Raw genomic sequence first — 25,970 nt, 5'->3', positions numbered from 1 at the left:
CCATTCGGTCATGACAGGCCGCTAACGTGAATGTTGAAAGGCTATATCCGGTCGACTCCCGCCGACCGCATCGGGCAGGACCCGGCCATTAGGAGTCGATCAAAGCGATAGAGTGAGCGACCGATAATCGCGCTGCTGCGGACATTGAAATCACGCGAAGTCAATGACGATGGTGGCGATGCTTGTGTGTTACGGGTTCACGCTTATGTGGGGGTATGTGGTTCCTGCCCGTCCCACGGGAAGTCATGAACGTGCTGATGGTGCTCGTCATGGCGACCTCGGTGGTTTGGTTCCGGTGTCTCGTGCGTGTGAGCGTGCTCGTGGCGCTCCCGCAAATGTAGCCAGGTCGCTCCGAACACCGCTTCCACGTCGCGGCCGCGTTGCGGGACTGCTACTCAGGTGAGCTTTTTACCCCAGGGCGCCGACCGCCTATGTATTGTTCACGACATCGCGAGTGTCGCTCGGCCCGGATCAGGCGACAGGCAAGATTGTCGATCGCACCGTGGAGTTTGGCCAGTCTTCAGCGGTTGCGCTTTTTCGTGAAGCAGTGTATCAGGCGCTGGGCGATCTGCTGCCTGCTTCATATTGAACGTATAGGGGCGTTCGGGCCGAGTAATATTGGCTGCGTGTTCGAACCCTGCTCGCGCCTCGCATCCCCGCAACTAAAAAGTGATCGCGCCCGAATCTTCGATTCAGGAGATCGTCTACCTGATCTGCGGGCCACCCTTATATCACGTTTTGGCCAGTTCCAGTATCCGGTCGCGATTACGATCGAACGCCGCGAGCAGGTCGGTTTCCTCGCTACGGATTCCGGGGTTGAGCTTCGTCAGCATTTGACCATCGACGAGAAACGCGATCTCGCGAGAATTGTCGTAGCCCCAGAAACATACACGATGCCTGGGAGGTGTCGTAAGAGCGACTGGGATTTGGGAAGCTGAGCACGATCTTGCTTTTTGCCATCTAATCTCTCGAAGAGACGTAGCGCCACTTCGCGGCGTTGATATCGATGCGAGCATCATCGTCGAGCCGCTTCTGGGCGCGGTCGGACTCCGCCTGCCGCAAGGCTTCGACGCGAGCTTTCTGGGTCGCCACATAGTCTTCCGGTCTGCCCGACATGATCGGGCTCATTGGGGTTCGCTTCAGCATCTGAACGCCTGCAAAAAGAGCGTGCAACTTCAAGGCAGTGGCCTGAGGCCAGAAAGCACGCTTGAGCACGGCGACGCGCCACATCAAGGTCGCAATGCTCATTCGCGTGCGAGATTCAACGCGTATTCCCGCCGGTACTGGCGAGCCGGACACGAGTGGCGAGTCGATGAAAGCCGCTTGCGCACTCAAGTTGGCTATCCGAGAGTGCGCCGCATGGCGCGACAAAGCAAGAACAATCGGCAAACCGGCGGCTGGGTGCATGAAGAGAGCAGGCACTATCAGCAAACTTGCGCACTATCAGTAAACTTGTGCACTTACCCCTTAAGGTGTGTGATCGGGTCTTTTAAATAGATCGCGACAGTAATTAAAAATGCGCCCAGAATGAGTCGCAGAGCGGACCCTTCCGTGGGCACCTAAATGGGGAGCGCAATGGCAAAAGGTCAACTGCGTAGTAATCGCGAGGCAAAGAAGCCTAAACAACCTAAAAAGTTACCATCTCCCGGAGCAGGTCTGTTCAAGACGTCTACCCCGAAGACTCCTGTGTCGAGCGGCGTGACGAAGAAGTAACCGACACGCGCATGTGAGGCGCGGTCGTTTCACTTTGCTTGTGCGCACTTTCGACGAAGGTGTAGCAGCGGCCCGGTAGAAAGAGCGTCATTGCAATTCGGGCTGCACCTTGTTGCCTCTCATTGCTGATCGTTTTCAGCGCGTGTCTGAGTCGTGACCGATTGCCGCCCCGGTTCGTGCTGTCGCGGTGGGCTTTCCTTTTGGGGGCGAAATGGTGAGCAAGTTTGTTCGCGGCGAAACGCAATGAGCGCGCCGCAACGTCTAACCGTGCGGCACCAGAGCGTCTACCACTACTGGGAGCCAGTGCGCTTCGGCGAGCATCGCATGATGTTCCGCCCGCGTGCGAGTCATGATCTGCGGCTTCTCACCGCGCAGTTGCTGATCACGCCCACACCTGAACGGCTGTATTGGTTGCACGATGTCTTCGACAACTCGGTCGCAGTCGCCACGTTTTCGGTCGAAGCATCCGAGCTGCTCTTCAGAAGCGAGGTGACGCTCGAACATTACGAGGCGCCGCTGCCTGACTATTCGCTGGAAGCCTATGCGTCGACCTGGCCCTTCGCGTATACGAGCGAGGAAGCCTCTGATCTGGTGAACGCGCGAAGCCGACAGTTTCCGAACGAGGATGTCGACCTGTGGGCGCGACGCTTTATCGACCCCGGCGGCACGACGGGCACGATGACGTTGTTGCGCAGCATGACGCTCGAGATCAAGAACAACTTCATGTACGTGCGGCGCGTCGAGAAGGGCGTCAATCGTCCTGCCGACACGCTACGCCTGCGCAGCGGCAGTTGCCGCGATTTCGCGGTGCTGATGATGGATGCCGTCCGCTCGCTTGGCCTCGCGGCCCGGTTCGTCAGTGGCTATATCTTCGTGCCGGACCACGACACCACCCTGGGCGGCGGCGCGACCCACGCATGGCTGCAGATCTATCTTCCCGGTGCAGGCTGGGTCGATTTCGATCCGACCAACAGCATCGTCGGCAACCGGCATCTGATTCGTGTGGCGGTAGCGTGGAATCACGATCAGGCGCTGCCGCTCTGGGGCACATGGCACGGCGCGATGCATTCGTTCCGCAGTCTTGAGGTCGACGTGAGCGTGACCGAAGACGCCTGAGCGCTCAGCGCGTTACGACTTTATCAATGGAAGGATGGTCAGATGAAACTTCGCGTGGGCTATGAACTGATCTACGAGTGCGCGCAGCCGACACCAATGATGTTGATGTTGAACACGCATTTTTCCCGCGTGCAGGATGTCCTGTCGGCCGATCTGCTGGTGGTCGATCCGCCGGTGGCGATCACGCAGTATCGCGATAGCTTCGGCAATCTGTGCAGCCGCATCGTCGCGCCGCAGGGGCTGATTTCGCTCTCCACCACCGCGCTGCTCAACGTCTCCGATCAACCCGAGACGCGCGAGCCGTTCGACTATCAGCATGCCGTCGAAACGCTTCCGGATGAATGTCTGGTGTTCCTGGCGGATTCAACCGGTCGATGCAACACACTGAAGACTGCGCAAGCGGCAGGGGTGTTGCACATGAAGCAGAGACGCCGGATTTATTACAGTGAGACGCAGAAAGCGCTGATGTGGGAACGTTGGCGCAACGGCGAATCTCTGCAGAAGATCGCCCAGCTCTTTGATCGTAACCACTCGTCGGTTCAGGGGATTCTGGCTGAGACAGGCGGGATCCAGCCGCCACAAAGGCACCGCTCTGGATTGGCGTTGACGCTGGAGGAGCGCGAAGAGATCTCGCGAGGGCTTGTGGCTGACGATTCGATCCAGTCAATTGCAAAACGACTTTCGCGAGCGCCTTCCACCATCTGTCGTGAGATCAAACGTAACAGCGGACCAGACGGTTACCGGGCGACCTACGCCGATCAGCTTGCATGGGATCGGGCACAGCGTCCCAAAGCCTGTAAACTGGTTGAGCACCGGATGCTGGCGCACATCGTGGCAGGCAAGCTCCAACTGCAGTGGTCACCGCAGCAGATTGCCGGATGGCTCAGGCGTGCATACCCAGACGACGAGGACTACCACGTGTCCCACGAGACCATCTATCGCAGTCTCTTCATACAGGCTCGTGGTGCCTTGAAGAAGGAATTGCTGGAACACTTGCGGCGCACCCGGGCCATGCGTCGTTCGCGCCACCATACGCAGAAAACTGACGATCACGGGAGAATTCGGGACACGGTATCGATCAGCGAACGCCCTGCGACCGTTGAAGACCGGGCGGTACCGGGCCACTGGGAAGGTGATCTGCTGTGCGGCAGCGGGAGCAGCCAGATTGCGACGCTGGTTGAGCGTCAGACACGCTATGTCATGCTGGTCAAGATAGCCAGCAAGGATAGCGAAACGGTCATCAATGCGCTCATCAAACATGCCAGTAAGTTGCCGCAGGAACTCTACAAATCGCTGACATGGGACCGGGGAACGGAAATGGCTGGGCACAAACGTTTCACCGTCGCCACTGATATCCAGGTCTACTTCTGCGACCCCCAGCATCCATGGCAACGTGGATCGAACGAAAATACAAACGGGCTGTTAAGGCAGTACTTCCCGAAAGGCACCGACCTGTCAGCGTATTCGCAGGCTAAGCTCAATGCCGTGGCAAGACGATTGAACGAGCGTCCGAGAAAGACACTGGGCTACGAAACGCCTGCCGAACGGTTCCAGCAAACCATTGCATCGACCGGTTGAATCCGCCCTGCTCGGCAGCCGCTATTGCGAAACCGATCTGCTGTCCGACATTGCCTGGAAACTGTTTTCCAATACGCCTCCGGGCCGCCACCGGGTGCAGGCGATTTGCGACTACGTGCATCGCCATGTCACGTTCGGATACGAATTTGCACGGCCGACCAAGACCGCGTTTCAGGCGTGGCAGGAACGCAAGGGCGTGTGTCGCGACTTCGCTCATCTGGCCGTGGCGCTATGCCGCGCGATGAATATTCCGGCTCGCTACTGCACGGGCTACATCAGTGACGTCGGTGTGCCGCCGCCGTGGAGCACGATGGATTTCGCGGCATGGTTTGAAGCCTATGTGTGCAGCTCCTGGCGGACCTTCGATCCGCGCAACAACGTGCCGCGTATCGGTCGTGTGCTGATGGCGTGCGGCCGCGATGCCGCCGACGTTGCGATCAGCAACACATTCGGTCCGACGAAGCTCATCAAATTCGACGTCCACTGCGCGCCTGAATGATGACGAGTGGTCATTCGTTGGTGGTGTCGTAGGGGACGGGTTTGGGTCGGGATGCATCAGATGCATCAGGCAGCGGTCGGCCAACTGCGGTCTTTGCATGAGGACACCGGTGGGTCAGCTAGCGGGCCTACACCGGCCGCTCGCGCCAGGTGAAAGCCCAATCAACCATCGACGGTCCGCTGCATTCACGCCGCGGCCGGCCGCTATTCTTTTCATGCGTGTAGTGAGTTCGATAGTCGCTCTTCCACACTTGCAACGCAGCTCAGCGCCGCCGGTATCACCGGATTTGCTGACGCGTCGTTGTAAAACAGCTGAACAGTCTCGAGGAAACGCGCGCCCGGCAGCGGAAGGATGGACAGTGCGGCGCGATTCGCGCCACGCCGCGCGACGGTGAGCGGCATCAGGGCGAGGAACGGATAACTCGCCAGCATCGCTTCGTTGGCCTGTAGGGAAATCGACTGCACGCAACCGTCGGGGAATGTCAGTCCTGACCCTCGCAACCAGCTTTCCAGTGCAAGAAAGGTCGGCGCCTCCCGCGGCGGCAGTATCCAGGGCAGGCCGGCCAGGTCCGACGCGCTGACGGTGCGCCGGGCGGCAAGCGGATGATCACGTCCACAGACGACGACAATCGGATCCTCAACGATAGCTCGGGACTCGAATTCGGACGCATGGGTCTGCGGTGGCGCGGTCCGGCTCAGGACAAAGTCAAGCGCCCCGGTGGCAAGCATTGGGAAAAGTCTGTCGCTGGTGGCTTCATAGAAGGATACGTTGACGTGCGGCGCGCGCTTCTTCAGTTCCAGGACGAGTTCGGGCGCAAAAACGGGCATGACCGTCGCCACCGCGCCGACCGAGATCTTTCCGGAAAGGCCGCTCGTCAGCGCGTCGACTTCGTAGCGAGCCTGTTCGAGCTGATGGAACACCTCTCTTGCGCGCTTCATTAACGTCTCGCCGACGGCAGTGAAATAGAGCCGGTTTCCGGTGCGCCTCAGTACAGGTACGCCCAGCCCGGCCTCCAGTTCAGCGAGCTGCTTGGACACGGCAGGCTGTGTGACGTTGAGCTTTTCCGCCACGAGTCGGATCTGCCCGAGGCTGTCGAACAGCGTCAGAAGACGCAGATGACTGAGTTTCAGCCCGGCCTGAAAGAAACGTTCGATCGGATCCATGCTCTACCTCAGCGAATAACCAATAGTTATTCGCCTGGCAAAAAATGTCAATTGCTTCTCATGCGTCCCGATACCAATATGGCTTCAGGAGACGCGGCGCATCGCAACTGCAGCGAAAGACAGACTTATGAAACCCAGCAACGTCCTCTTCATCCTGTCCGACGAACATCAGCACAACCTGATGGGTTGTGCGGGCCATCCGTTCATCCAGACGCCCAATCTCGATGCGCTCGCGCAGCGCGGCACGCGCTTTTGCAACGCCTACACGCCGTCACCCATCTGCGTGCCGGCGCGCGCGAGTCTCGCCACCGGCCGTTACGTGCACGACATCCATTGCTGGGACAACGCGATCGCGTATGACGGCGCGTATCCTGGGTGGGCTCAATATCTGTCCGAAAGCGGCCTGCTCACCGAGTCGATCGGCAAGCTGCATTACAAATCGGAGTCTTCACCCGTCGGCTTCCGGCGCCAGCATCACCCCGTTCACATTCTTGATGGCATCGGTCAGGTTTGGGGATCGGTGCGCAATCCCCTGCCCAGAACGATGGGACGCTCGCCGCTGTATGACAAGATCGGCCCAGGCACGTCCGACTACAACCGTTTCGATGCGCGCGTCGCCGACACGGCCGTCGACTGGCTGACCGACCATGCCGGCGACGCTGAGCCGTGGGTTCTCTTTGTCGGGCTGGTCGCGCCGCATTTCCCATTGATCGTGCCTCAGCAATACCTCGATCTGTACGATCCGGCTACGATCGAACTTCCGCCCCTCCAGCCATCGACGGGCTATGTACGCCATCCATGGGTCGAGCGGCAGGCCTTGCACATGGATCACGACGCCGCGATCGGCACCGACGAGCGCCGCCGGCTCGCTATCGCGTGCTATTTCGGGCTCGTGTCGTTCCTGGATGCGCAGGTCGGCAAAGTACTTTCCGCGCTAGGCGAAAACGGTCTCGACGACAGCACGACGGTCATCTATAGCAGCGATCACGGCGACAACCTGGGCAAGCGGGGCATGTGGAACAAATGTCTGATGTACCGCGAATCGACCGGTGTGCCGATGATCATCTCAGGGCCCGACATTCCCGCGGGGAAGGTCAGCGAAACCCCGGTGTCGCTGGTCGACATCCAGAATACGATTCTCGGGCAAACGGGCTGCAGTCCGGAGATGTTGTCCGGTCCCGGTCAATCGCTCGCGGAACTGGCGAACGCGCCCGATCTGCATGAGCATCTCGCCTTTAGCGAGTACCACGCAGTCGGTTCGGAGAGTGCGGCCTATATGCTTGCGAGCGCCGACTACAAATACCACCACTACGTTGGCCTGCCGCCCGAACTGTTCGACTTGCGACGCGATCCCGACGAACTGAACGACGTCGCAGGACTGCCGGAATATGCAGCCGTGCTGTCGTTATTCGAAGAGCGGCTACGTAACCTGGTCGACCCCGAAGCCGTCGATGCGGCAGCGAAGCTCGATCAGGACAGGCTCATCGAGGCATTCGGTGGACGCGATGCAGCGCTGAAGACGGGGACACCAGCAGCCACGCCGGTGCCGGTCGAATGACGCCCGAGCGGTAAAAAGACAGCATAAAAATCATTGATGGAGACAACTGATGGCCTCAGCCGACATGACTGCGGTGACGCAAGGACCCGCGCTCAGACAGAAGTGGAAGACGGTGATTCTGGCGAGTCTTGGCGGCTCGCTGGAGATCTACGATTTCATCATCTACGGCGTGTTCGCGCGTGAGATTGCACGGCAGTTCTTCCCGGGCGCGGACCCGATCGCCTCGTTGATCAGCACATTCAGCGTGTTTGCGATTGGCTACGTGTCGAGGCCGCTGGGCGGAATCGTGCTGAGCAGCCTTGGCGACCGCTTTGGCCGACGGGTCATCTTTCTTGTTTCGGTCCTCGCGATGTCCGCGTCGACGATCGGGATCGGATTGATACCGGGGTACGCGAGTATTGGTGTGCTGGCACCCGCGCTGCTGATCCTGCTCCGTCTTGCGCAGGGGTTCTTCCTTGCGGGCGAATTGCCGTGCTCGATTACCTATGTTGTCGAAGAGATACCGGCTCGCGCGAGTCTGGTGAGTGGCCTCGTCATCTTTTGTCTGAATTCCGGAGTGCTGACGGCAACGCTGATCAGTCTCGTACTGCGTTCGACGTTAAGCGCGTCGGACGTCGTGACTTACGGATGGCGCATGGCATTTATCTTCGGTGGCGTGATCGGACTTGTGTCTTACTGGTTACGCACGTCGCTCGAAGAATCCAGTGAATTTCAGCGCCTCAAGAGCCACAAGGTCAAACGGCCGTTCAGAAAAGTGCTGACCGATTACCCGAAGCAGATCGTAATCGGCGTGGGCGTGGCTGGCATCGTGAACGCATCGAACAGTCTCCTTTTCGTGGTGCTGCCGTCGTACATGACGACTGTGCTGCACTATTCGTCGAGTCTGGCGAGCGCGGGCCAGAACGTCGGTATTGCGACAATGTCGGCATCGCTGCTGCTGTTCGCGTGGCTTGGGGACCACATGCCAGCCCGTCACTGGCACCGCATCGGTTCACTCATCATGCTGTTGGGCAGCTATCCGTTCTATCGACTTGTCGCCGCACACGGGCTGGATCCGCTTGTCGCGTTCGCCATCATTGGCCTTGTCGGCGGATTCGTGAACGGCGCTTACGCATTCCTTCTCGCGGATCTGTTTCCAACGAATGTCCGCTTTAGCGGCATCGCACTCTCGCTCAATCTCGCGACGGTGGTCTTCACAGGCATCACGCCGCTTCTCGTCACGCAACTATTGCATCGTACGGGTTCGTCTGCCGCACCCGGGATCTTCCTGACTGGCGTCGCGCTCATTGCGCTGATTGCCCGCACTGGGCTTCGGCGATTCAGCGGACAGGTCAACCGGACAGGCGCGCAGGAATAAAGAGAACATGAAAGATCAATCAGACAACTTCGCGGCTCTGCATCGCGCACTCGTTGGTCAACTCGGCGACGACCGCGTGTCCGTCGACCCGACCGCGTTCGATGCGCACGCCGGTGACTGGAGCGACGCAACCCGGGTCCGGCCAACGATGATCGTGCTGCCGCGCACGCCGGACGAAGTCGCACGCGCACTGGGCGCCCTCGCCGGATTCCAGCAAAGAGTTGTCGTTCAGGGCGGGCTCACTGGACTGGCGGGCGGCGCGACGCCGCAGGCGGGAGAAGTGGCGTTGTCGCTGTCGAAGATGAACGCGATCGAAGCGTTCGACCGTATCGGTGGGACGATTACGGTCCAGGCGGGACTGGCGCTGGAGCAGCTACAGGCTTACGTTGAATCGGAGGGCTGGTTTTTTCCGCTCGATCTCGGAGCACGGGGCACATGCCAACTCGGCGGCAACGCCGCGACGAATGCAGGCGGCAATAGGGTGGTCCGCTTCGGAACCATGCGGGACCTGATTCTCGGCATGGAAGTCGCGTTGCCCGACGGTACGGTGTTGTCGATGATGAACAAGGTCACGAAGAACACAACGGGTATCGACCTGAAGCAGCTGTTCATCGGTTCGGAAGGCGTGCTGGGTGTGATCACCCGTCTCGTTCTCAAGCTCGAACCGAAGCCCACGGCCGCCAATACCGCGTTGTGTGCGCTGGGTTCCTTCGACGCCGCAACGCGGCTGCTCAAGGACATGCGGGCAACGCTACCGGGTCTTTCGTCGTTCGAGGTCATGTGGGATGACTTCATGCGTGCGGCGATGGACATAGCCAGTCTGAAGGCTCCGTTCGCGCAGCCCTATCCGGTCTATGTGCTCGTCGAGACGCTGGGCGTATCGGAGGAGGATGATCGGCGCGCGCTGGAACGGTTGCTCGAAAGCGCACTTGAGCAGGAGGTCGTGCAGGACGCAATCGTTGCGCAGTCGATCGATCATTCGCGCCAGTTGTGGGCTTACCGTGAGACAGTGGGTGAGCTGCTGTCGAAGCTCAAACCGCACGCCGCATTCGACGTCGGTGTACCGATGGACCAGATGGACCGATTCGTCAAGAGCGTACGCATATCGCTTGACGAGCAGTTTCCTGATCAGACGCATCTGTTCTTCGGCCATCTGGGCGATGGAAATCTTCATGTGCTTTCGGGGCCGTACGCGAGTGCTGAAGCGCTTCATCGCGTCGAAGAAGTGGCTTACACGGCGGTCGACACGGCAGGGGGCTGCATCTCGGCGGAGCATGGCATCGGGGTCATCAAGCAGCCATTCCTGCGTTTGAGTCGCTCAGACGCCGAGCTGAAACTGATGAAACAGCTCAAGGCGCTTCTCGATCCTGCTGGCATCCTCAATGCTAACCGCGTTGTTGCGTAGCGCGGTCGTACCGGAGATTGCCTCGAAGCTGGCCTGGAGAACGGACAAGTCGTTGTAAGCTACAACGTCCGCTTGCAGATGGCGGATTCAACCGGTCGATGCAATAGTTCGATGGAACCGTTCAGCCGGCGTTCGATCTCCAGCGTCTCTTGCGGGTCGAGACGACTCATTCGTTAGTAGCGGGAGCTGACATTCGCCGGCACCCTTTTGCGAGTGTCAGCAATGCGACGGGCAGCAGCCGCACGCCATCCCATTGGCGATCGTCGGCTTTGGCCGAATTGTGCGGGTAGCTCGTCCGTCAGGTTCCGGAGTAATGCGGCCGCTCCAACGGCAGATTTCCCGGCTCGCTGAACGGCAAGTTGTGGCCGAGAGCACCAGTTCAATGAAGGTCCTGTAGAGCGACCGTTGAAAATCGTCGACGGCCGCTTTCGGGCGGCTTCTGTGGATGAGTACTGTCGGCCATGAAGCGTCATTCGCTCGCGCCGTCGCTCAGACATTCAGGCGTCGGGTCCACTCAGGAACCGGCCATTCAAATCGCAATGTTGAAGTGTTGCTTGTCGGGCATTGCGGACGTTCGTCGTTCGGGCGCCGTGCGGCGGCTGAAGGTTACTTTGCTGCCGCTGGCAATCAAGGGCCAACGAAGGTCGGCTGCGACAGTATCCGAGTGAGTCGTACCGTCCGATGCTGTTGAAAAAGTCGCTGCGCGGCGTTTCCCATCTGCCACCGAAAAAATCGACCTCGCAGATCGGCCTACAAACCGCTCGAGAACATCAGTCAAGGGTAAGAAGACCCTTGCACCCTCGCGAGAAAGACGGTCAGCGACTTTTCCAACAACACCGACCTGAAGCTGACCGTCGAAATACTTGGAGCCTAACCTGCGGACCGACAGTTCGCTTCCGGTTGCAGACTCAGCCAGTGCTCGATTTCCTCCGACGCTGCGATCAGATCGTCGCAGGCTAGATGCTGCGGCATGCACAGGAACGAAGGGTCACGGACGACCATGGTGACGGGCATGTGCAGGATGGCTTGCGACGTCGCGCACACTGCTGCGAGACGTGCGCGCAAGCTTGACGCATGCGCACCCTGGCGGGGCCACGCGTGCACGCCGCAGCGCCGACGTTCGCTCGGTCATTGCGAGTCCGTTCGGCGCTGGGCCATCTCACTGCGCCCGAACTTCGATGGAGACCCGCCGGTCCGGTTGCAGGCAAGCGATGAGCGACTTGCTGCCGCCGTCCGGACATTGCGTTGTCGAATCGCGGGAGCCCACGCCGGTTGCATGAATCAACTCACCGTTCAGTCCATGATCGATCATGTACTCCCTCACTGTCTGGGCGCGCGCGAGGGACAACGGGTAGTTGACCGCTTCGGGCCCAAGACGGTCGGTGTGACCTACGACCGAAATGGACTGAACGCCGCGACTCTGCCTGATACGCGTAGTGACCTGGTCAAGAGCGGCCGCTCCGCCCGGTAAGATCGAAGCGCGGCTTGACTGCCCGAAAGCAAACAGGGCATCGCTTCGCAGCACGAACTCATCGACCGTTTGCGCCGCAGGTGCGACCGGCTGCGAGCCCGTTGAAGCCGGGGTATCCGGCGCGTCACCACACGCGAATGTCAGTCGTCGCGTGACATCGGTCTGGTCATTGTCCGGCAGCAGGCGCCCGACTTTCTGCACCGGGCGAACCGGTTCGCCGTGGCAGATCCGCTCGGCTACCTTCATGCAGGTAGCCGGTCCTTCGAACAGCCCGTGACATTCCACCTGATGAAGCGTGGAACCGTCGGCGGCTGTAACCGTATAAGCATTAAACGTAGGCCCCGAGGCACTCGAACATCCGGCGAGCAACGCGAGGCTCAGAGATAAACTCCATCCAGAAAGCTGATTCATTATGTTCTCCGTACTGATTTTTTGTACGCCCGGTTCGGCGCACGGTCAGGTTGTCCGCACTTGAGCGAAGGCATCCGCGCCCTACCATTGCATGGCCGCGCCCATCCCGAAGGTGGTGCCGCCGGGGCTCATGCCGACGCCTGCTTTCATCTTGATGTTCTCAGTGAGACGAGCGGTTCCGCCCAACGCCACGGCCTGATAGCCACGGAAGCCCGCCGTGCCGATGCCAAATGACAAGGTCTTGTCCTTGTCGACCTCTGGAATCATCGTCAATGCGGTCGCTGCGGCGATGCCGGAATAGGCATTGCGCGCGACGGAGTTGATGCCCGATTGCAGCTGATCCACCCGTTGATCGGTATAGGCATTGGCCTGCGCGAGCCCGGCATTGAGCTGGTCCACGTTGACTGCGTCCGTCCCCTGGGTTCCCGCAGCCACATTCGCCACCTGCCGCGTGTCGGCAAGCGAGCCGACGGATACCACGTTGCTGCGGCCTCCGTCCGTGCTACCGGCCCCCAGCGCCACCGAGTTATTCCCGCTCGCGGCCGCGCCGACCCCCACGGCGGTCGCGCCCGTCGCGCTGGCTTGCGAACTGTTGCCGACCGCCGTGCTATTCGACCCGGATGCCGATGCGCCTTGCCCGCCCGCCGACGAATTCGATCCCGTGGACGCCGGTGGCGTCGGCGTGCCGGGCGAGGACGAGAAGCTGCCGCCGCTGTTCGTGGTCCGTTGGTTGATCAGCGTGGTCAACTGGGTTGACACCGCGTCCAGTTGCGAGACGTTCACCGCGTCGGTTCCGGCCTTGCCGGCTGCCACGCCGGTGATCTGCCGATTACCGATATTGACCTCACCCGCGGACGACTGCGGACTGCTCAACCCGTATGCGATGTAGTTGCTCAACGCGCCAACCGTGGTCACCGAACCCGCGCCTAGCGCAACGCTGTTTGCCATCGACGCGCTCGCGCCTGAGCCCATCGCGACCGCATCGATGGCGCTGCTTTGCGCCCCCGAACCGATAGCAATGCCGCCTGCATTCGCAGCCTTTGCGTTCGCCCCTTGTGCGATCGACTGGGCACCACTGGCGATGGCGCCGCTGCCGAGCGCAATCGCGTCGGCCTGTGCCGCATTCGAACTTTCACCGATCGCGACGCCGCCCGGTGCCGTCGAATCGACGATGGCGCCGTTGCCGATGCCCACGCCGTTATCACCGTTGACCACTGTCGTCGGTCCGACCGCAATCGACTGCGCGCCGACCGCGAGCGAATCCGCCGCCGTCGAATTCGCGTGAAAGTACATCTGTCCGGTAACGGCGAACGACGATAGCGCGCCCGCAAGCTGCCTGATGGTGACCGCATCCTGTGCCTGCGTGCCGTCCGCGACGTTGGTCAACTGGCGATAGGTGTTGCCGGCCGCGCTGCCGAAAGACACTGCGCCAAGCAAGGTCTGATCCGACGTGTTGAAAGGAATCGCATGGGTGCCATTCGCAATTGAACCGCTCCCGGACAGGACCGCGCGATTGGACACGGATCCCGAGCCGATCGCGACTCCGCCGGCCACCGTTGCGCTCGACAGGGCACCCAGCGCAAGCGCGTTGTCCGCCTGCGCGGCAGCGCCGTTGCCGCCGGCAAAGCTGCTCACGCCGGCGGCCGTTGCCCCCACGCCCGCCGCCAGCGCATTGACGCCGGTGGCGCCGTCGTTGTTGTAGTTGCCGCCTTGCGTGCCGCCGTCGTTGACGCTGTAGTAGTGCGTCTTGCTGGCCGTCACTACCCCGGCGAGGTTGTCGACCGCCTGATCCGTCGCATAAAGCTGCGAACCGTTCACGGCATCGGTACTCGTCGCGTTCACCTGCCCGGCCGCCACGTTGGTCACCGTGCGCTCGTGACCCGCGCTACCCACGCTGACCGTGCTGGTCGGAGCAGTACCGGCGTACGTGTAGGCCGTGCCATTGATCGTGGCGCCGGTCGTTGCCACCGCCGCGGCCGTGATCGAGCCGCTGCCGAGCGCGACCGCATTGGCGTTATTCGCGACCGCGCCCTGCCCCAGCGCCGTGCTGTTGGCGCCGCCCGCCGTGGCAGCTACGCCGGCCGCCACCGCATTGATACCGGTGGCGCCGTCGTCGGCGTAGTTGGCACCCTGTGTACCGTTGTCGTTGACGCTGTAGTAATGCGTCTTGTTGGCCGTTACCGTCGCGGACAGACTGCTGACTGCCTGATCGGTTGCGTACAGTTGCGAACCGTTCACCGCGTCGGTGCTCGCTGCGTTCACCTGCCCGGCCGCCACGTTGGTCACCGTGCGCTCGTGACCCGCGCTGCCCACGCTGACCGTGCTGGTCGGAGCCGTACCCGCGTAGGTGTAGGCCGTCCCGTTGATGGTGACACCCGGCGTGGCCACCGCCGCGGCTGTTGTTGAACCGCTGCCCAGCGCCACGCTATTGGCGAACGTCGAGCTGGCTCCGGCACCAAGCGCTACGGCGTCGGTTGCGCTGCTTTGCGCGCCGGAGCCGACTGCCACGCCGCCCTGGTTCGCGGCACTCGCGTTGGCGCCCTGCGCAATCGATTGCGCGCCGCTCGCGACCGCGCCGCTGCCAAGCGCCATTGCGTCGGCCGCGGCCGAATGCGATTGCTGGCCGATCGCGACACCGCCCGGCGCCGTTGCATCGACCACCGCCCCGTTGCCGACACCGACGCCGCTGTCGCCGTTGACGACGGTCGTCGGTCCGACCGCGATTGACTCCGCGCCCACGGCCAGCGAATCGGCCGCCGTCGAATTCGCGTGGAAATAGTTCGTGCCCGTCACCGAAAACGACGACAATGCGCCCGCCAGTTGCCTGACGGTGACTGCGTCTTGTGCCTGCGTGCCGTCGGCCACATTGGTCAACTGACGGTAGGCCGTGCTACTGCCGACGGATACCGCACCCAGCAAGGTCTCATCGGACGTATTGAACGGAATCGCGTGGGAGCCGTTGGCGATCGATCCCGCCGCGGGCAGAACCGTGCGATCTGAAACCGATCCCGACCCGATCGCCACGCCGCCGACGATCGAGGCACTCGCCTGCAGTCCGAATGCCAGTGCGTTGTTCGCCAGCGCCTGGGCACCGTTGCCCAGCGCCGTACTACTTACCCCCGAAGCCAGGGCGCCGACACCCGCAGCCAGCGCGTTCACACCGGTGGCGCCGTCGTCGGCGTAGTTGGCACCCTGTGAGCCGCCGTCGTTGACGCTGTAGTAGTGCGTCTTGTTGGCGGTTACCGTCGTGGACAGCGCGTCGACGGCCTGATCGGTCGCGTACAACTGCGAGCCGTTCACGGCGTCGGTACTGGTCGAGCTCAACCGGCCCGCGGCAACATTCGTCACGGTGCGTTCGGCGCCCACTTTGCCGACGCTGACCGCGCTCGCCGGCGTGGTGCCGGCAAACGTGTACGCGGTCCCATTGATCGTCGCGCCTGGCGTCCCCACCGCGGCGGCAGTCGTGCTTCCCGCACCCAGGGCCACCGCGCCGGCGTTGGTGACCGTGGCGCCGGAGCCGATCGCAACGCCTTGCGTCGCTGCGGCCGACACCGTTGCGGCGTCGCCGAACGCGACAGAACCGGCATTGTTCGCTTGCGATGCGTTGCCCAGCGCGACGGCGCCCTGGCCGGTCGCTGCATTCGCATTGCCGAGCGCCACCGCGCCCTGCCCGTTGGACGTATTGTTCGCGCCCATGGTTATCGCGCCGGTCCCGATCGCCGAGTTCGGATCGCCGATAGCGACCGCGCCGTTACCGCTCGCGGTATTGCCCACGCCGATCGACACCGCCTTGCCGCCGGTGGCAGTTGCCGTCTGGCCGATCGCAATGGCGCCGGCCGTGTTCGCGATGGCACCGGTGCCCTGAGCGATCGAATCGCCACCCGTGGCTTGAGCACCGTTGCCCAACGCTATGTCGTTAGCGGTGGTCGGTGCGCCGTTTACGCCGGCCACCGCATTCAGGCCTTGGGCGATTGAATCGTTACCGTACGCATTGGCGACCGGTCCCACCGCGATCGCATCGGTGCCGGTAGGAACACTGTCAGCCAATACCGAATTGGTATGGAAATATTTGATCCCGCCGCCATTGTTGATGTTGGCAATCGCTGTGGTATTGGTCGCCACCTGCTGGTTGGTGGCGAACAGCTGGGATCCATTCACCGCGTCCGTGCTTGTCGCGTTCAGTGCAGCCGGCGCCATGTTGGTGATGGTCACCGGAGATCCGGCTCCCGCCCCGCCGGTCGCACCGAGCGTGATCTTCGTTCCGCCCGCCGCGTCGTACTTGACCGCAATGTTGGCCGTGTTGTCGATATTCGTATTCAGCGCGGTCAAGGCACCGGCAACCGTCGTCTGCGCGGTGGGTCCGCTTACCGCCCCGGTAGTGCTAACGGTGTTGACCGGCTGGCTAAAGCCGGTGAGATTGCCGGTCGCCGCGCTATAGCTGGCGCCGCCGCCCAGGGTGCCCGCTGTCGACGCGCCGAGATTATTGATACCGGCGACAACCGTATTCAGCTGCGAGCCGTTGATGGCGTCGGTGCTGGCGGCCGAAATCACGCCGGCTGCCACGTTCTGCAGTTGCCGCTCCTTCCCAGCGGAGCCCACCGACACCACGCCATTGGCCGCGCTCGCGATGCCGGCCGCCGTGCCGCCGTATAGCGCCGTAGTGCCCGTGTGGGGCGCTGCGGTTGTGCTGCCCGCACCCAGCGCGACGTCATTCGCGTTGCTGGCGGACGCGCCGGCACCCAGCGCGATCGCATGGGTCTGGTTGGCCACCGCCGAATCGCCGAATGCCAGCGCGCTCGCGCCGTTCGCATTGCTCGCGTTGCCTAGTGCGACCGCGCCCTGGCCATTGGCGGTATTGCCGTTGCCCTGCGCTACCGCGCCATCGCCCGTGGCGGTGTTGTTCGCGCCCACGGCGACCGCACCATTGCCAGTCGCGGTATTGGGATCGCCAATCGCGACCGCGCCGTTGCCGCTGGCGGTCTGCGCCTGACCGAGCGCTACTGCGCCCGTCCCGCCGAGTACCTGGGAGTTATGGCCGCCGGCGAACGAACCCGCGCCGGCTGCCGCGGCGACGGTGCTGCCGTCGCCGATCGCAACCGTGGAGGCGGCGAGCGCTCTTGCCGCATTGCCGATGGCGGAAGCATTAGCCGCGTTTGCCGTTGCGGAGGTACCCATGGCGAGGGCATCTGTGCTGGCGCCCGTCAGCGCCGAATCGCCTATTGCGATGGACGAGGAACCCGCCGAGCTCGCGCCGGAGCCGATCGCAATGGCGCGAATGCCCGACGCCGCGGCGCCTGCCACCGTCGCCGGGGCAGACGCGCCGCCTTCCGCGACGGTATCGGATGACCCCAACGCTATCGAATTAGCACCAGTGGCTTGCGAGCCGTTCATCATTCCGAGAGCGTTGAGCCCCGAGGCGGCGGCGCCCGCTCCCAAAGCCACGGCATTCTGTGCCGTCGCTTTGGACACTGTGCCGGCGGCGAGTGAAGAGGGACCGGACGCAGTCACGTCCGTGCCGACGCCAATCGCACCCGCAGCCGTCGCGCCCGTGCCAGCGACAGAACGCGGTCCGAGATAAACGGCGTTGAGTCCGCTGGCGATGGACTGGAAGCCGACAGCGACAGCATGCGTCCCGGAGGCCGCGGCGATATAACCCACTCCGACGGCTGCGGGTCCGCTTGCCACGGCCTGGAAGCCAATCGCCGCAGCATAATCGGCCGTCGAGGTGACATCAGTGCCGATGGCGATGGAGGCCGTTCCGGTCGAACCGGTGCCCGCCGCGGTGCGCGCGCCCAGATAAAGGGCGTTTGCACCGGTGGCGCTGGCTCCCGAGCCAACGGCTATACCGTTGGTCTGGGAGCCGACGGCTCCGCCGCCGATCGCCACCGCGCCCGACGCGGAAGCGCTCGAACTGGCGCCCATTGCGACGCCGTTGGTCCCCGTCGCCTCAGCCAATGGGCCGACAGCAGTCGACCGATTGCCGCTCGAGACAGCGTCAAGGCCAATCCCGATAGCCGACGCTCCGCTGGCGGTGACATCCGTACCGATGCCAATCGCCGCCTGTGCGGTCGCTCCAGTACCGGCAGCGGTGCGCGCGCCCACGTAAATGGTGTTGACACCGTTGGCAATGGCCTGAAAGCCGAAGGACAAGGCATTAATGCCCGTGCTGCTGGCGCCATAACCCACCGCGGTGGTTCCGCCGCCAGAGGCTGTGGACTGAAAGCCCACGCACGTGGTGCTGCCACTATAGAAGTTGTAGGGCGCCGCCGAACAGCTCACCTGCGCTTGCGCCTGCGCGGCCCATCCCCCGAAACCCATTAGCAACAGCACGGTGACGACACGCGATCCCGAACCATGCGACGCCGCAGCACCCTGCTCGTCGCAGCGTGCGTCGCATATGGAAGCAGCCGCTCCCGACTTTCCCTTGCCGCGCGACGCGTCCAGCTCCGACGCGGCCACGAAGGCGCCCAGCGCCTTGTTCCAGATGGTCCGATATGCTTTGTTCATGTCGTTGCCTCACGAGGTAATTGAAATTCGAAATTCACAAAACGCGAGCGTGTGCATGCATCCCAATTTATTCAGGATGCCTATTTATGTCTTTTAAACCGTCCCGTTGCGGCACGAGGTGCTTCAGCGTTGGACCGGGTGCGAACCGCTCTCAGTCTCAGCGAATCACGAATCCTGAGCGCGAGCGAATACCTACACCTGCGATGCGATTCGCATGTCTAAGTAAAGAATGAGGATCGGTCAGATAGCCAGTTTTCGGCGAGGTGGCCGCTGAGACGTTTGACGAATGTCTGGGTTATGAAGGTCCGAAGGGCAGACGCAGAGGAAAGGCGATCGCGTGGCGGAGCGCCAATCGCCGGTCAGATTGATATGATTTCCTCGCCGAGGCAGCGCCCGACTCTGTTCCGACTGAGATACTCATCGTTACTGCCCCCAGTAGCCTGTTGCAACGTTTCCTTGGTTCGTGGCATGGCAACTAGTCTCGCGCCCGCTACACGCACCGTTTCTCTTTCTCGCAACATCTTGAGCACTATGTGAGACGAAGGCCGCCACGCTATCCGCATGGAATGCGGGGGCGCCCTTTTATTTGAGTCATGTAACAAAAAGAAAGATCAGTGCCCGCGGGAACTTTCTCATAGGTCTTTTCATTTGTCTACAAAAAGCCTTTGGCGAAATCCGGCTATTGCGGGATTCAACAATCAGGTTCTATTCACCTTATTGCCACTCAGAAGGGGAGTCAGGATTTCCTGATCCCTAAGGAAATCTGTAATTTTTTCTCTATTTTTTAAACTCCATTTCGTGTAGCAACCCACACTAAAAATGCAGGACAGTTAATGTAGAGAGAATAGGAATCCGTTCGCCTGCCCGCTGCCGCCGCACAACGGCGGCAGTAGCGCGACACAGCCAGGTTACTTACCAGCGGTAGCCGACGCCCGCGCCCGCGCCGACGCAACCGTGACCGGAAACGCCCGTCGTGACCGAGCCTTTGACCATCCACTCTTGCGTCGCTACCGACAGACCCACAGCCATCGCGGACTGTCCGGCGTAGTTGCCCGCTGCGAGTGCTACAACCGTCTTGCCAGGCAACACAGCTTGCGGCAAGTTCGCCATGCCGATTGCGCACGCCGAACCGGCGTTCGCGTCACGGCGGTATTTCTACATGTCGTCGCGAACGCTGTGGATCGCACCATTCAGCTGTCGCACGTTGACTGCATCAGTCGGAGCCGTACCGTCTGCGACGTTGGTAATCTGACGCTCAGCACCCGGCGCACCGACCGAAACCGTGTTGTCCCGGTCCGCGACTGAATTTGCACCCAGGGCAACCGCATTATTCGCGGTGGCCTGGCTATTGGTGCCGATGGCGGTCGAATCCGTGCCTGTGACTTTGGAATTCGTGCCGATGGCGGTTGCGCGTGCAGCCGTGACCGTCGAGTTCGTGCCGATTGCCGTACCATCCTGACCCGAAACGTTCGAACCGTTGCCCACAGCGGTTCCGTTCGGTACCGACACCACCAAATTTTTACCTACTGCGGTATCGGCACGGATGAACTCGACTTGCGCCGACGTATTGGTGTGGTCTTTCGCACCGGTGCTTACCTATCTATCTCCGCTCGCGCAGCGCATAGTGGCACTGTTTCAGGAGCGGAGTAGCTGAACCAGCTAGGGAAGCGCTGATCAATGGACCAACTGCCCAAGTTGCAGACGAGATGCCGTCGAATTTTCCGGATGACGAAGCGAATCGATGCTCAACTCGGTGAATTGGACGCGCAAACGAGGCTCCCTGCTCGCATTTTTTATACGCATGACGGATTGCTCCCATGGACCGATCGCGACAGATTTCGCGCAATCACCAGATTCGCAAGAGCGAACAGGCTGAACAGTTGCGCGGTGTTCTTGGCCAAGCCCTTGTATCGCGTCTTGCGATGGTGAAACAGGTTCTTGACGATATGGAATGGATGCTCAACCCGCGACCGGATCTGCGCCTTGGTTCGCTCGACCGCGATTACCAGGTTCTTCAGCGCCCCGTCCTGCATCGCCTTGATCTTTCCCCGCTTGGCAGCGACGTGCCACTTCACGGTCTTGCCCGCCATTTCCTCGCGCTTGTCTACGCCAATGTAGCCCGCGTCGGCGAACGCCTGCTCTTCATGTCCGTGCAGCAGGGCATGCGCTTGCGATACATCCGACACGTTGGCCGATGTGCCAACCACACTGTGGATCAGGCCCGAATCGGCATCGACGCCAATGTGGGCTTTCATTCCAAAGTGCCATTCGTTTCCCTTCTTCGTCTGATGCATTTCCGGGTCACGACTCTTCCCGGCGTTCTTGGTCGACGGCGGCGCTTCAATGATCGTTGCGTCAACCAGCGTGCCTTCCTTCATCATCAGCCCACGCTCGCACAGCGAGATGCCAATCTCGTCGAACAACTTCCGTGTCAGTTCGTGTTCGATCAGCAGGCGCCGGAATTTCAACAGCGTGGTCGCATCAGGCACGTTCTCAACTGCCAGATCGATGCCGGCGAAGGCTCGCAGCGCGATGCTGTCATACAGCGCGTCTTCCAGTCCTTCGTCCGACAGCCCGTACCACTGTTGCAGGAAGTAGATTCGCAGCATTCGCTCCAGGCCAATCGGCGGGCGGCCTCGCGTGCCCTTCGGATAGTGCGGCTCGATTGCCGACAGCAAGCGCTGCCACGGAACGACCTTCTCCATCTCGGCGAGGAAGCGTTGGCGCCTCGTCACTCGCTTCTTGCCTGCAATTTCCGCTTCGGCGAAGCCGATCTGCCTCTTCATCAGTGTGAGTCTGTTCCGTGAGTTGCCTTCTATAACGTCCTCAGCTACGCCAACGATGACCACCGAGCTGAATAAATCAGCGCTTCCCTAGCGGCGTACATGTCATATTAAAACGGCCAAGTTGCAGTGTTTTTGTGACATCGTCCGCTCCCTAGACAAGAACGGACCGCCAAACGCACTTTCCCAACGGCAGAAACGGCCGATGACTCGTCGTACCGGGTGCCTAGCCTAACGGCCGTTGCGTCCCGGAAGCTGCCGTTGATTTACTCCATGCCTGAAGGGCGGTTCAGGGTCGCAAGTACTCGTTCACTTTCCGCGGGACGAGTCATTCGCGACCACCGACCAGTGAATGACAGGAAAGCGCCCCATACCCGTCTGACCGGCACCGATGCTCGAATGACGGCTCAGGCCGATTCGGGTAAGAAGACCGGATGGAACCGGTGTGGCGGAAAAATAACGGCAGACAATATATTTCCCATCAACTCAAGGGGAGTTTGTCATGGGAAGCATTCAAAACCGGGAGCCTTGGAACAAGGCCAAGCTGATCGGTCAGAAGCCGCCGTTGAAGCCAAAAGACGTCTGGGCAATCCGGATTCACCTGCAGAACGCGCATGCGGTTCGCGATCTTGCGTTATTCAATCTTGCGATCGACAGTAAGCTGCGCGGTTGCGATCTCGTCAACCTGCATGTCCGCGACGTGACTCACGGCAATCAGATACTGCCGCGTGCGATGATCATGCAGAGCAAGACTAAACGGCCCGTGCAGTTTGAGGTCACGGAGCCAGCTCGCACTGCCGTTGCTGCATGGATTGAGAAAGCCAAGCTGAGGTCCGATCAGTACCTATTCCCGAGTCGGCTTTCTCGCTCGCCGCACATTTCAACGCGACAATACGCCAGGATGGTTCATCAGTGGGTCGCTGCAATCGGTCTTGATCCGACCGCTTACGGCACGCACACGATGCGCCGGACGAAGGCCACCTTGATCTACAAGCGGACGAAGAATCTTAGAGCCGTTCAACTCCTGCTTGGTCACAGCAAATTGGAAGCACTGTTCGATATCTCGGGATTGAGGTCGACGATGCCCTCGAAATATCTGAGCAAACTGAAATCTAACATCGGGACGTGGCTGCGCGACAGGTTGCTGGCCGCCAGCCGCGCTTGCGCCACGGCTAAACTGCGCTTTTCGACCAAGATCCGTCATCCACCGCCAAGTTCGCTGGCTCCGTAGCTGGAACGCCCGGTGCACCATGGTCTACCTCGCTTTGTTGCCGGTGGGCGCCGCAAAGCGCAAGCGGCTCTTCACTCGTTCGGCCAGGAAAGAGACCGCCTTGTACGTCCGGTCGGCTATCATGCCTATCCTCTCCGAAGTAGCTCCTTATGATTTCCGTCCGTAATGTCACGCTGCGCCGCGGCGTCAATGTCGTACTCGATAGCGCGTTCGTCACCTTCACCCCCGGCGAAAAGATTGGCCTTGTCGGCCGCAATGGCGCCGGTAAGTCGTCTTTCTTTGGCCTTCTCAACGGCACGCTGCACGAAGACGGCGGCGAGTTCTCGATTCCCGCTTCGTGGAAGATGGGCCAGGTCGCGCAGGAGATGCCGGAGACCGAGCAGAGCGCGACGGACTTCGTCATCGAGGGTGACGCCATACTGCTGGCCGCGCAGGCCGAAGTAGCTGCCGCTGAGGTCAGCGACGACGGCATGCGCATGGCCCACGCCTATATGGCCCTGCACGACGCCGGTGCACACGATGCCCCCGCACGTGCCCAGGCGCTGATCCTGGGACTTGGCTTCAGTGCTGCGCAGCTTGGCCAGCCGGTCAACAGCTTCTCCGGCGGCTGGCGCATGCGACTGCAACTGGCGCGCGCCCTCATGTGCCCATCCGACCTGCTGCTGCTCGACGAGCCGACCAACCATCTCGACCTCGACGCGCTGGTCTGGCTGGAAGCCTGGCTCAAGCGCTATCAAGGAACCCTGGTCGTGATCAGCCACGACCGCGAATTCCTCGACGCGGTGACGCAGGTGACGGTGCACGTCGACAACGCCAAGCTCGTGCGTTATGGCGGCAACTACAGCAAGTTTGAAGAGATGCGCGCAGAGCAGCTCCTGTTGCAGCAAGCCGCGGTGGCCCGGCAGGCGGACAAGATCGCCCATCTGCAGAAATTCATCGACCGCTTCAAGGCCAAGGCGTCGAAGGCGAAACAGGCGCAGAGCCGGGTCAAGGCGCTTGAGCGCATGGAGAAGATCGCACCGGTGCTTGCCGATGCGGAGTTCACTTTCGAGTTCAAGGAGCCGCTCAATGTCCCGAACCCGCTGTTGTCGATGCTGGACGCGACCTTCGGCTACCCCGCGCCGACCGGCGCACTGCCGGGCACGCCGCCCACGGTCATCGTGCGGGGCATCAACCGTTCCGTGCTGGCCGGGCAGCGCATCGGCATTCTCGGTGCCAACGGCCAAGGGAAGTCCACGCTGGTGAAGACGGTGGCGCACGCGCTTACGCCGATTACCGGCGAAATCAGCGAAGGCAAAGGCCTGAACATCGGCTACTTCGCCCAGCAGGAACTCGACGTGCTGCGCCCGCTCGACACGCCGATGGAACACATGATCCGCCTTGCCAGGGACACGCCGGTTCAAATGCGCGCCCCCGGCCAGAGTGGAACCGAACAATCGCTTCGCACCTTCCTCGGCACCTTCAACTTCAGTGGCGACATGGTCCATCAGGCGGTTGGCACGATGAGCGGCGGCGAAAAGGCGCGGCTCGTGTTGTGCATGATCGTGTGGCAGCGTCCCAACCTTCTGCTACTCGATGAGCCCACCAACCACCTCGACCTGGCCACACGCGAAGCGCTAGCCATGGCGCTCAACGAATTCGAAGGCACGGTGATGCTGGTCAGTCACGACCGGGCCCTGCTGCGCGCGGTATGTGATGAGTTCTGGCTGGTCACCAAGGGCGGCGTCGAGCCCTTCGACGGGGATCTGGACGATTACCAGCAGTTCCTGCGCGACGAAGCCCGTCGCATGCGCGAGCAGGCTGCCGCAGAGCAGAAGGTCATCGCCTGAGTTATCTCTTGGCGGGTGGCGCGCGTTGCATGGCGGGCGCCGCGCGGACGTTCGCCAACGTCTTCAGCATTCGTGCGGACAAGCGCGCTCCAATGCAAGATATCGGCCATGAAGCGCCATTCGCCCACGTCATGGTTCGGACGTTCGGACGTCGGGTTCACTCAGCAAACGGCCATTCGATTCGTCGAGACGAACATTGCTTCATCGGCCGATCCAGACGGCCAGGTTGTCCATCGATTCGCGGAAACGACTGTTTGCTCAAGCCACGAGTGCTAGTTCCGCATAGAGGAGTTATCGCTGCATCTTCGCCTTCGCGCGGGCTACTTGATAATCCGACGACGGCGCCTGAAAGCGTCGGGCGTTTCCTTGAACGTCGACTTGAACCACCGGGTGAAGTGAGCTGCGTCTGAAAATCCGCATTCGTTGGCAATTTGCGCGATACCGCGATCCGAATTGAGCAGGAGCCAATGGCCGTGCGCGAGCCTGATATTGCGCCACGTGTCTCCAGGGCTATCGCTCCCATATTTCATAAAGAGACGGCAGAGTTCACGCTCGCTGCAGCCCACCTTATTGGCCAATACGCTAATGGGATACGGAGTCGCGATGTGGCGCTCCATGATCTCAACCGCAGCCTGGACCTTTCGATTTCCGCATGCTGCCAGCTGCCCGTACGGCCGATGGGGAAAGCGCGACGTAGACCGATGCTGCTCGATGAGAAGTGACGTAAGGCCTTTCACGGCCCGTGCCTTTCCGCAATGCGTGTCGATGAGATGAAACGCCAAATCGAGGGCCGAAGTGCCGCCTGGGCATGTCAAGATTCCACGATCACTGACGTACATTTCGTCCGAAACCGACTCCACGTCGGGAAAGAGCGCTCGGAATGCGGTTTGATGTTCGTGGTGAACGGTACAGCGTCGCCCCGCCAGCAGTCCCATGTCTGCCAGGATGAAGCTCCCCGTACACAGCCCCACGATCGCGACGCCTGACTCGTAGGCGCCCCGAATGAAGCTCCTCGCCGCTTCGCTCAACTCGAGACACGCCGGCAACAATCCGCCGACGACGACAACGAAATTCAGATCGCTCGCGTCTCCGAACTCTTCGTCGGGCATGACCAACGAGCCGCAACTTGCCGCGATAGGCGTTTTGCGGTCTTCAGCGACGATCTTCCACTTACAGTAAATCTGTCTGCTGTAGTCCGCTTCGTCTGCTGCGTGACGCAGGCTGTCTACAAACGCTGCATAAGGCAGAAGCGTGAACTTCGGGCAGAGAACGAAAGCTGCGCGGATACTCGGTTCGATACCGTGCAATTCCGGGGGCTTGGTTGCTAATGCCTCGTATCGGCTCATGGT

General features: G+C 61.3%; 13 protein-coding genes and 5 pseudogenes. 9 read left to right on the top strand and 9 right to left on the bottom strand.

The window, feature by feature from the left end; all coding sequences use genetic code 11:
* Positions 1-160 precede the first annotated feature (160 nt).
* Positions 161-344: pseudogene (locus OKW37_RS26420) on the bottom strand (EamA family transporter); the annotation flags it as partial.
* Positions 345-454: 110 nt separating this feature from the next.
* On the opposite strand from OKW37_RS26420, the gene OKW37_RS26415 reads away from it, so the two are divergent.
* Positions 455-589, top strand: a complete 135-nt coding sequence (locus OKW37_RS26415) for a hypothetical protein (RefSeq protein WP_260335711.1) — start codon at positions 455-457, stop codon at positions 587-589.
* 142 nt (positions 590-731) lie between these two features.
* On the opposite strand, the pseudogene OKW37_RS26410 reads toward OKW37_RS26415, so the two are convergent.
* Both OKW37_RS26410 and OKW37_RS26405 read right to left on the bottom strand, forming a co-directional pair.
* Positions 732-960: pseudogene (locus tag OKW37_RS26410) on the bottom strand (DUF1488 domain-containing protein).
* Entirely contained in the window at positions 961-1,248 is a 288-nt protein-coding gene (locus OKW37_RS26405; protein WP_429402678.1) for a hypothetical protein, read from the bottom strand.
* Between the two features lie 708 nt (positions 1,249-1,956).
* Here OKW37_RS26405 and OKW37_RS26400 point away from each other — a divergent pair.
* From OKW37_RS26400 to OKW37_RS26390, 3 genes and pseudogenes are all read left to right on the top strand, one after another.
* Positions 1,957-2,829: a transglutaminase family protein gene (locus tag OKW37_RS26400; protein WP_429402677.1), complete on the top strand. Its 873-nt coding sequence runs from the start codon at positions 1,957-1,959 to the stop codon at positions 2,827-2,829.
* 417 nt (positions 2,830-3,246) lie between these two features.
* On the top strand, positions 3,247-4,407 hold the full coding sequence (locus OKW37_RS26395; protein WP_429356463.1) for an IS30 family transposase: 1,161 nt from the start codon (positions 3,247-3,249) through the stop codon (positions 4,405-4,407).
* A gap of 7 nt (positions 4,408-4,414) precedes the next feature.
* Positions 4,415-4,906: pseudogene (locus OKW37_RS26390) on the top strand (transglutaminase-like domain-containing protein); the annotation flags it as partial.
* A gap of 212 nt (positions 4,907-5,118) precedes the next feature.
* Here OKW37_RS26390 and OKW37_RS26385 read toward each other — a convergent pair.
* A complete protein-coding gene (locus OKW37_RS26385) occupies positions 5,119-6,069 on the bottom strand; it encodes a LysR family transcriptional regulator (RefSeq protein WP_429402676.1) in 951 nt (316 codons plus the stop codon).
* Between the two features lie 127 nt (positions 6,070-6,196).
* On the opposite strand from OKW37_RS26385, the gene OKW37_RS26380 reads away from it, so the two are divergent.
* The 3 genes from OKW37_RS26380 to OKW37_RS26370 all read left to right on the top strand — a co-directional run bounded on the left by OKW37_RS26380 (position 6,197) and on the right by OKW37_RS26370 (position 10,389).
* Positions 6,197-7,627: a sulfatase-like hydrolase/transferase gene (locus tag OKW37_RS26380; RefSeq protein WP_429402675.1), complete on the top strand. Its 1,431-nt coding sequence runs from the start codon at positions 6,197-6,199 to the stop codon at positions 7,625-7,627.
* A gap of 49 nt (positions 7,628-7,676) precedes the next feature.
* Positions 7,677-8,984 (top strand): MFS transporter, encoded by a 1,308-nt coding sequence (locus tag OKW37_RS26375; RefSeq protein ID WP_429402674.1) that lies wholly within the window; start codon positions 7,677-7,679, stop codon positions 8,982-8,984.
* 148 nt (positions 8,985-9,132) lie between these two features.
* Positions 9,133-10,389 (top strand): FAD-binding oxidoreductase, encoded by a 1,257-nt coding sequence (locus OKW37_RS26370; RefSeq protein ID WP_429402673.1) that lies wholly within the window; start codon positions 9,133-9,135, stop codon positions 10,387-10,389.
* Between the two features lie 1,159 nt (positions 10,390-11,548).
* Here OKW37_RS26370 and OKW37_RS26365 read toward each other — a convergent pair.
* From OKW37_RS26365 to OKW37_RS26350, 4 genes and pseudogenes are all read right to left on the bottom strand, one after another.
* Complete coding sequence (locus tag OKW37_RS26365) at positions 11,549-12,271, bottom strand: OmpA family protein (RefSeq protein ID WP_429402672.1); 723 nt, start codon at positions 12,269-12,271, stop codon at positions 11,549-11,551.
* Between the two features lie 81 nt (positions 12,272-12,352).
* On the bottom strand, positions 12,353-18,778 hold the full coding sequence (locus tag OKW37_RS26360) for an ESPR-type extended signal peptide-containing protein (RefSeq protein ID WP_429402671.1): 6,426 nt from the start codon (positions 18,776-18,778) through the stop codon (positions 12,353-12,355).
* Between the two features lie 912 nt (positions 18,779-19,690).
* Positions 19,691-20,311 (bottom strand): annotated as a pseudogene (locus OKW37_RS26355) (YadA family autotransporter adhesin); the annotation flags it as partial.
* Positions 20,312-20,571: 260 nt separating this feature from the next.
* Positions 20,572-21,564 (bottom strand): IS5 family transposase, encoded by a 993-nt coding sequence (locus OKW37_RS26350; protein WP_090812378.1) that lies wholly within the window; start codon positions 21,562-21,564, stop codon positions 20,572-20,574.
* A gap of 499 nt (positions 21,565-22,063) precedes the next feature.
* Between OKW37_RS26350 and OKW37_RS26345 the strand changes: the two are divergent.
* Positions 22,064-22,677: pseudogene (locus OKW37_RS26345) on the top strand (tyrosine-type recombinase/integrase).
* Positions 22,678-22,941: 264 nt separating this feature from the next.
* Complete coding sequence (locus OKW37_RS26340; RefSeq protein ID WP_429402670.1) at positions 22,942-24,621, top strand: ABC-F family ATP-binding cassette domain-containing protein; 1,680 nt, start codon at positions 22,942-22,944, stop codon at positions 24,619-24,621.
* Between the two features lie 320 nt (positions 24,622-24,941).
* Here OKW37_RS26340 and OKW37_RS26335 read toward each other — a convergent pair whose 3' ends face one another.
* Complete coding sequence (locus OKW37_RS26335) at positions 24,942-25,967, bottom strand: GlxA family transcriptional regulator (RefSeq protein WP_429402669.1); 1,026 nt, start codon at positions 25,965-25,967, stop codon at positions 24,942-24,944.
* Between the last annotated feature and the right edge of the window lie 3 nt (positions 25,968-25,970).

This window comes from Paraburkholderia sp. MM5482-R2, assembly GCF_050436125.1.
GTDB lineage: Bacteria > Pseudomonadota > Gammaproteobacteria > Burkholderiales > Burkholderiaceae > Paraburkholderia > Paraburkholderia tuberum.
This window is presented reverse-complemented; position numbering and strand designations above follow the sequence as displayed.

Bases quoted from the DNA above. Each gene is read 5' to 3' on its own strand.
- OKW37_RS26405 (WP_429402678.1), bottom strand. From the start codon at position 1,248: ATGAGCATTGCGACCTTGATGTGGCGCGTCGCCGTGCTCAAGCGTGCT.
- OKW37_RS26365 (WP_429402672.1), bottom strand. From the start codon at position 12,271: ATGAATCAGCTTTCTGGATGGAGTTTATCTCTGAGCCTCGCGTTGCTC.
- OKW37_RS26340 (WP_429402670.1), top strand. From the start codon at position 22,942: ATGATTTCCGTCCGTAATGTCACGCTGCGCCGCGGCGTCAATGTCGTA.
- OKW37_RS26385 (WP_429402676.1), bottom strand. From the start codon at position 6,069: ATGGATCCGATCGAACGTTTCTTTCAGGCCGGGCTGAAACTCAGTCAT.
- OKW37_RS26360 (WP_429402671.1), bottom strand. From the start codon at position 18,778: ATGAACAAAGCATATCGGACCATCTGGAACAAGGCGCTGGGCGCCTTC.
- OKW37_RS26375 (WP_429402674.1), top strand. From the start codon at position 7,677: ATGGCCTCAGCCGACATGACTGCGGTGACGCAAGGACCCGCGCTCAGA.
- OKW37_RS26335 (WP_429402669.1), bottom strand. From the start codon at position 25,967: ATGAGCCGATACGAGGCATTAGCAACCAAGCCCCCGGAATTGCACGGT.
- OKW37_RS26370 (WP_429402673.1), top strand. From the start codon at position 9,133: ATGATCGTGCTGCCGCGCACGCCGGACGAAGTCGCACGCGCACTGGGC.
- OKW37_RS26400 (WP_429402677.1), top strand. From the start codon at position 1,957: ATGAGCGCGCCGCAACGTCTAACCGTGCGGCACCAGAGCGTCTACCAC.
- OKW37_RS26380 (WP_429402675.1), top strand. From the start codon at position 6,197: ATGAAACCCAGCAACGTCCTCTTCATCCTGTCCGACGAACATCAGCAC.
- OKW37_RS26350 (WP_090812378.1), bottom strand. From the start codon at position 21,564: ATGAAGAGGCAGATCGGCTTCGCCGAAGCGGAAATTGCAGGCAAGAAG.
- OKW37_RS26395 (WP_429356463.1), top strand. From the start codon at position 3,247: ATGAAGCAGAGACGCCGGATTTATTACAGTGAGACGCAGAAAGCGCTG.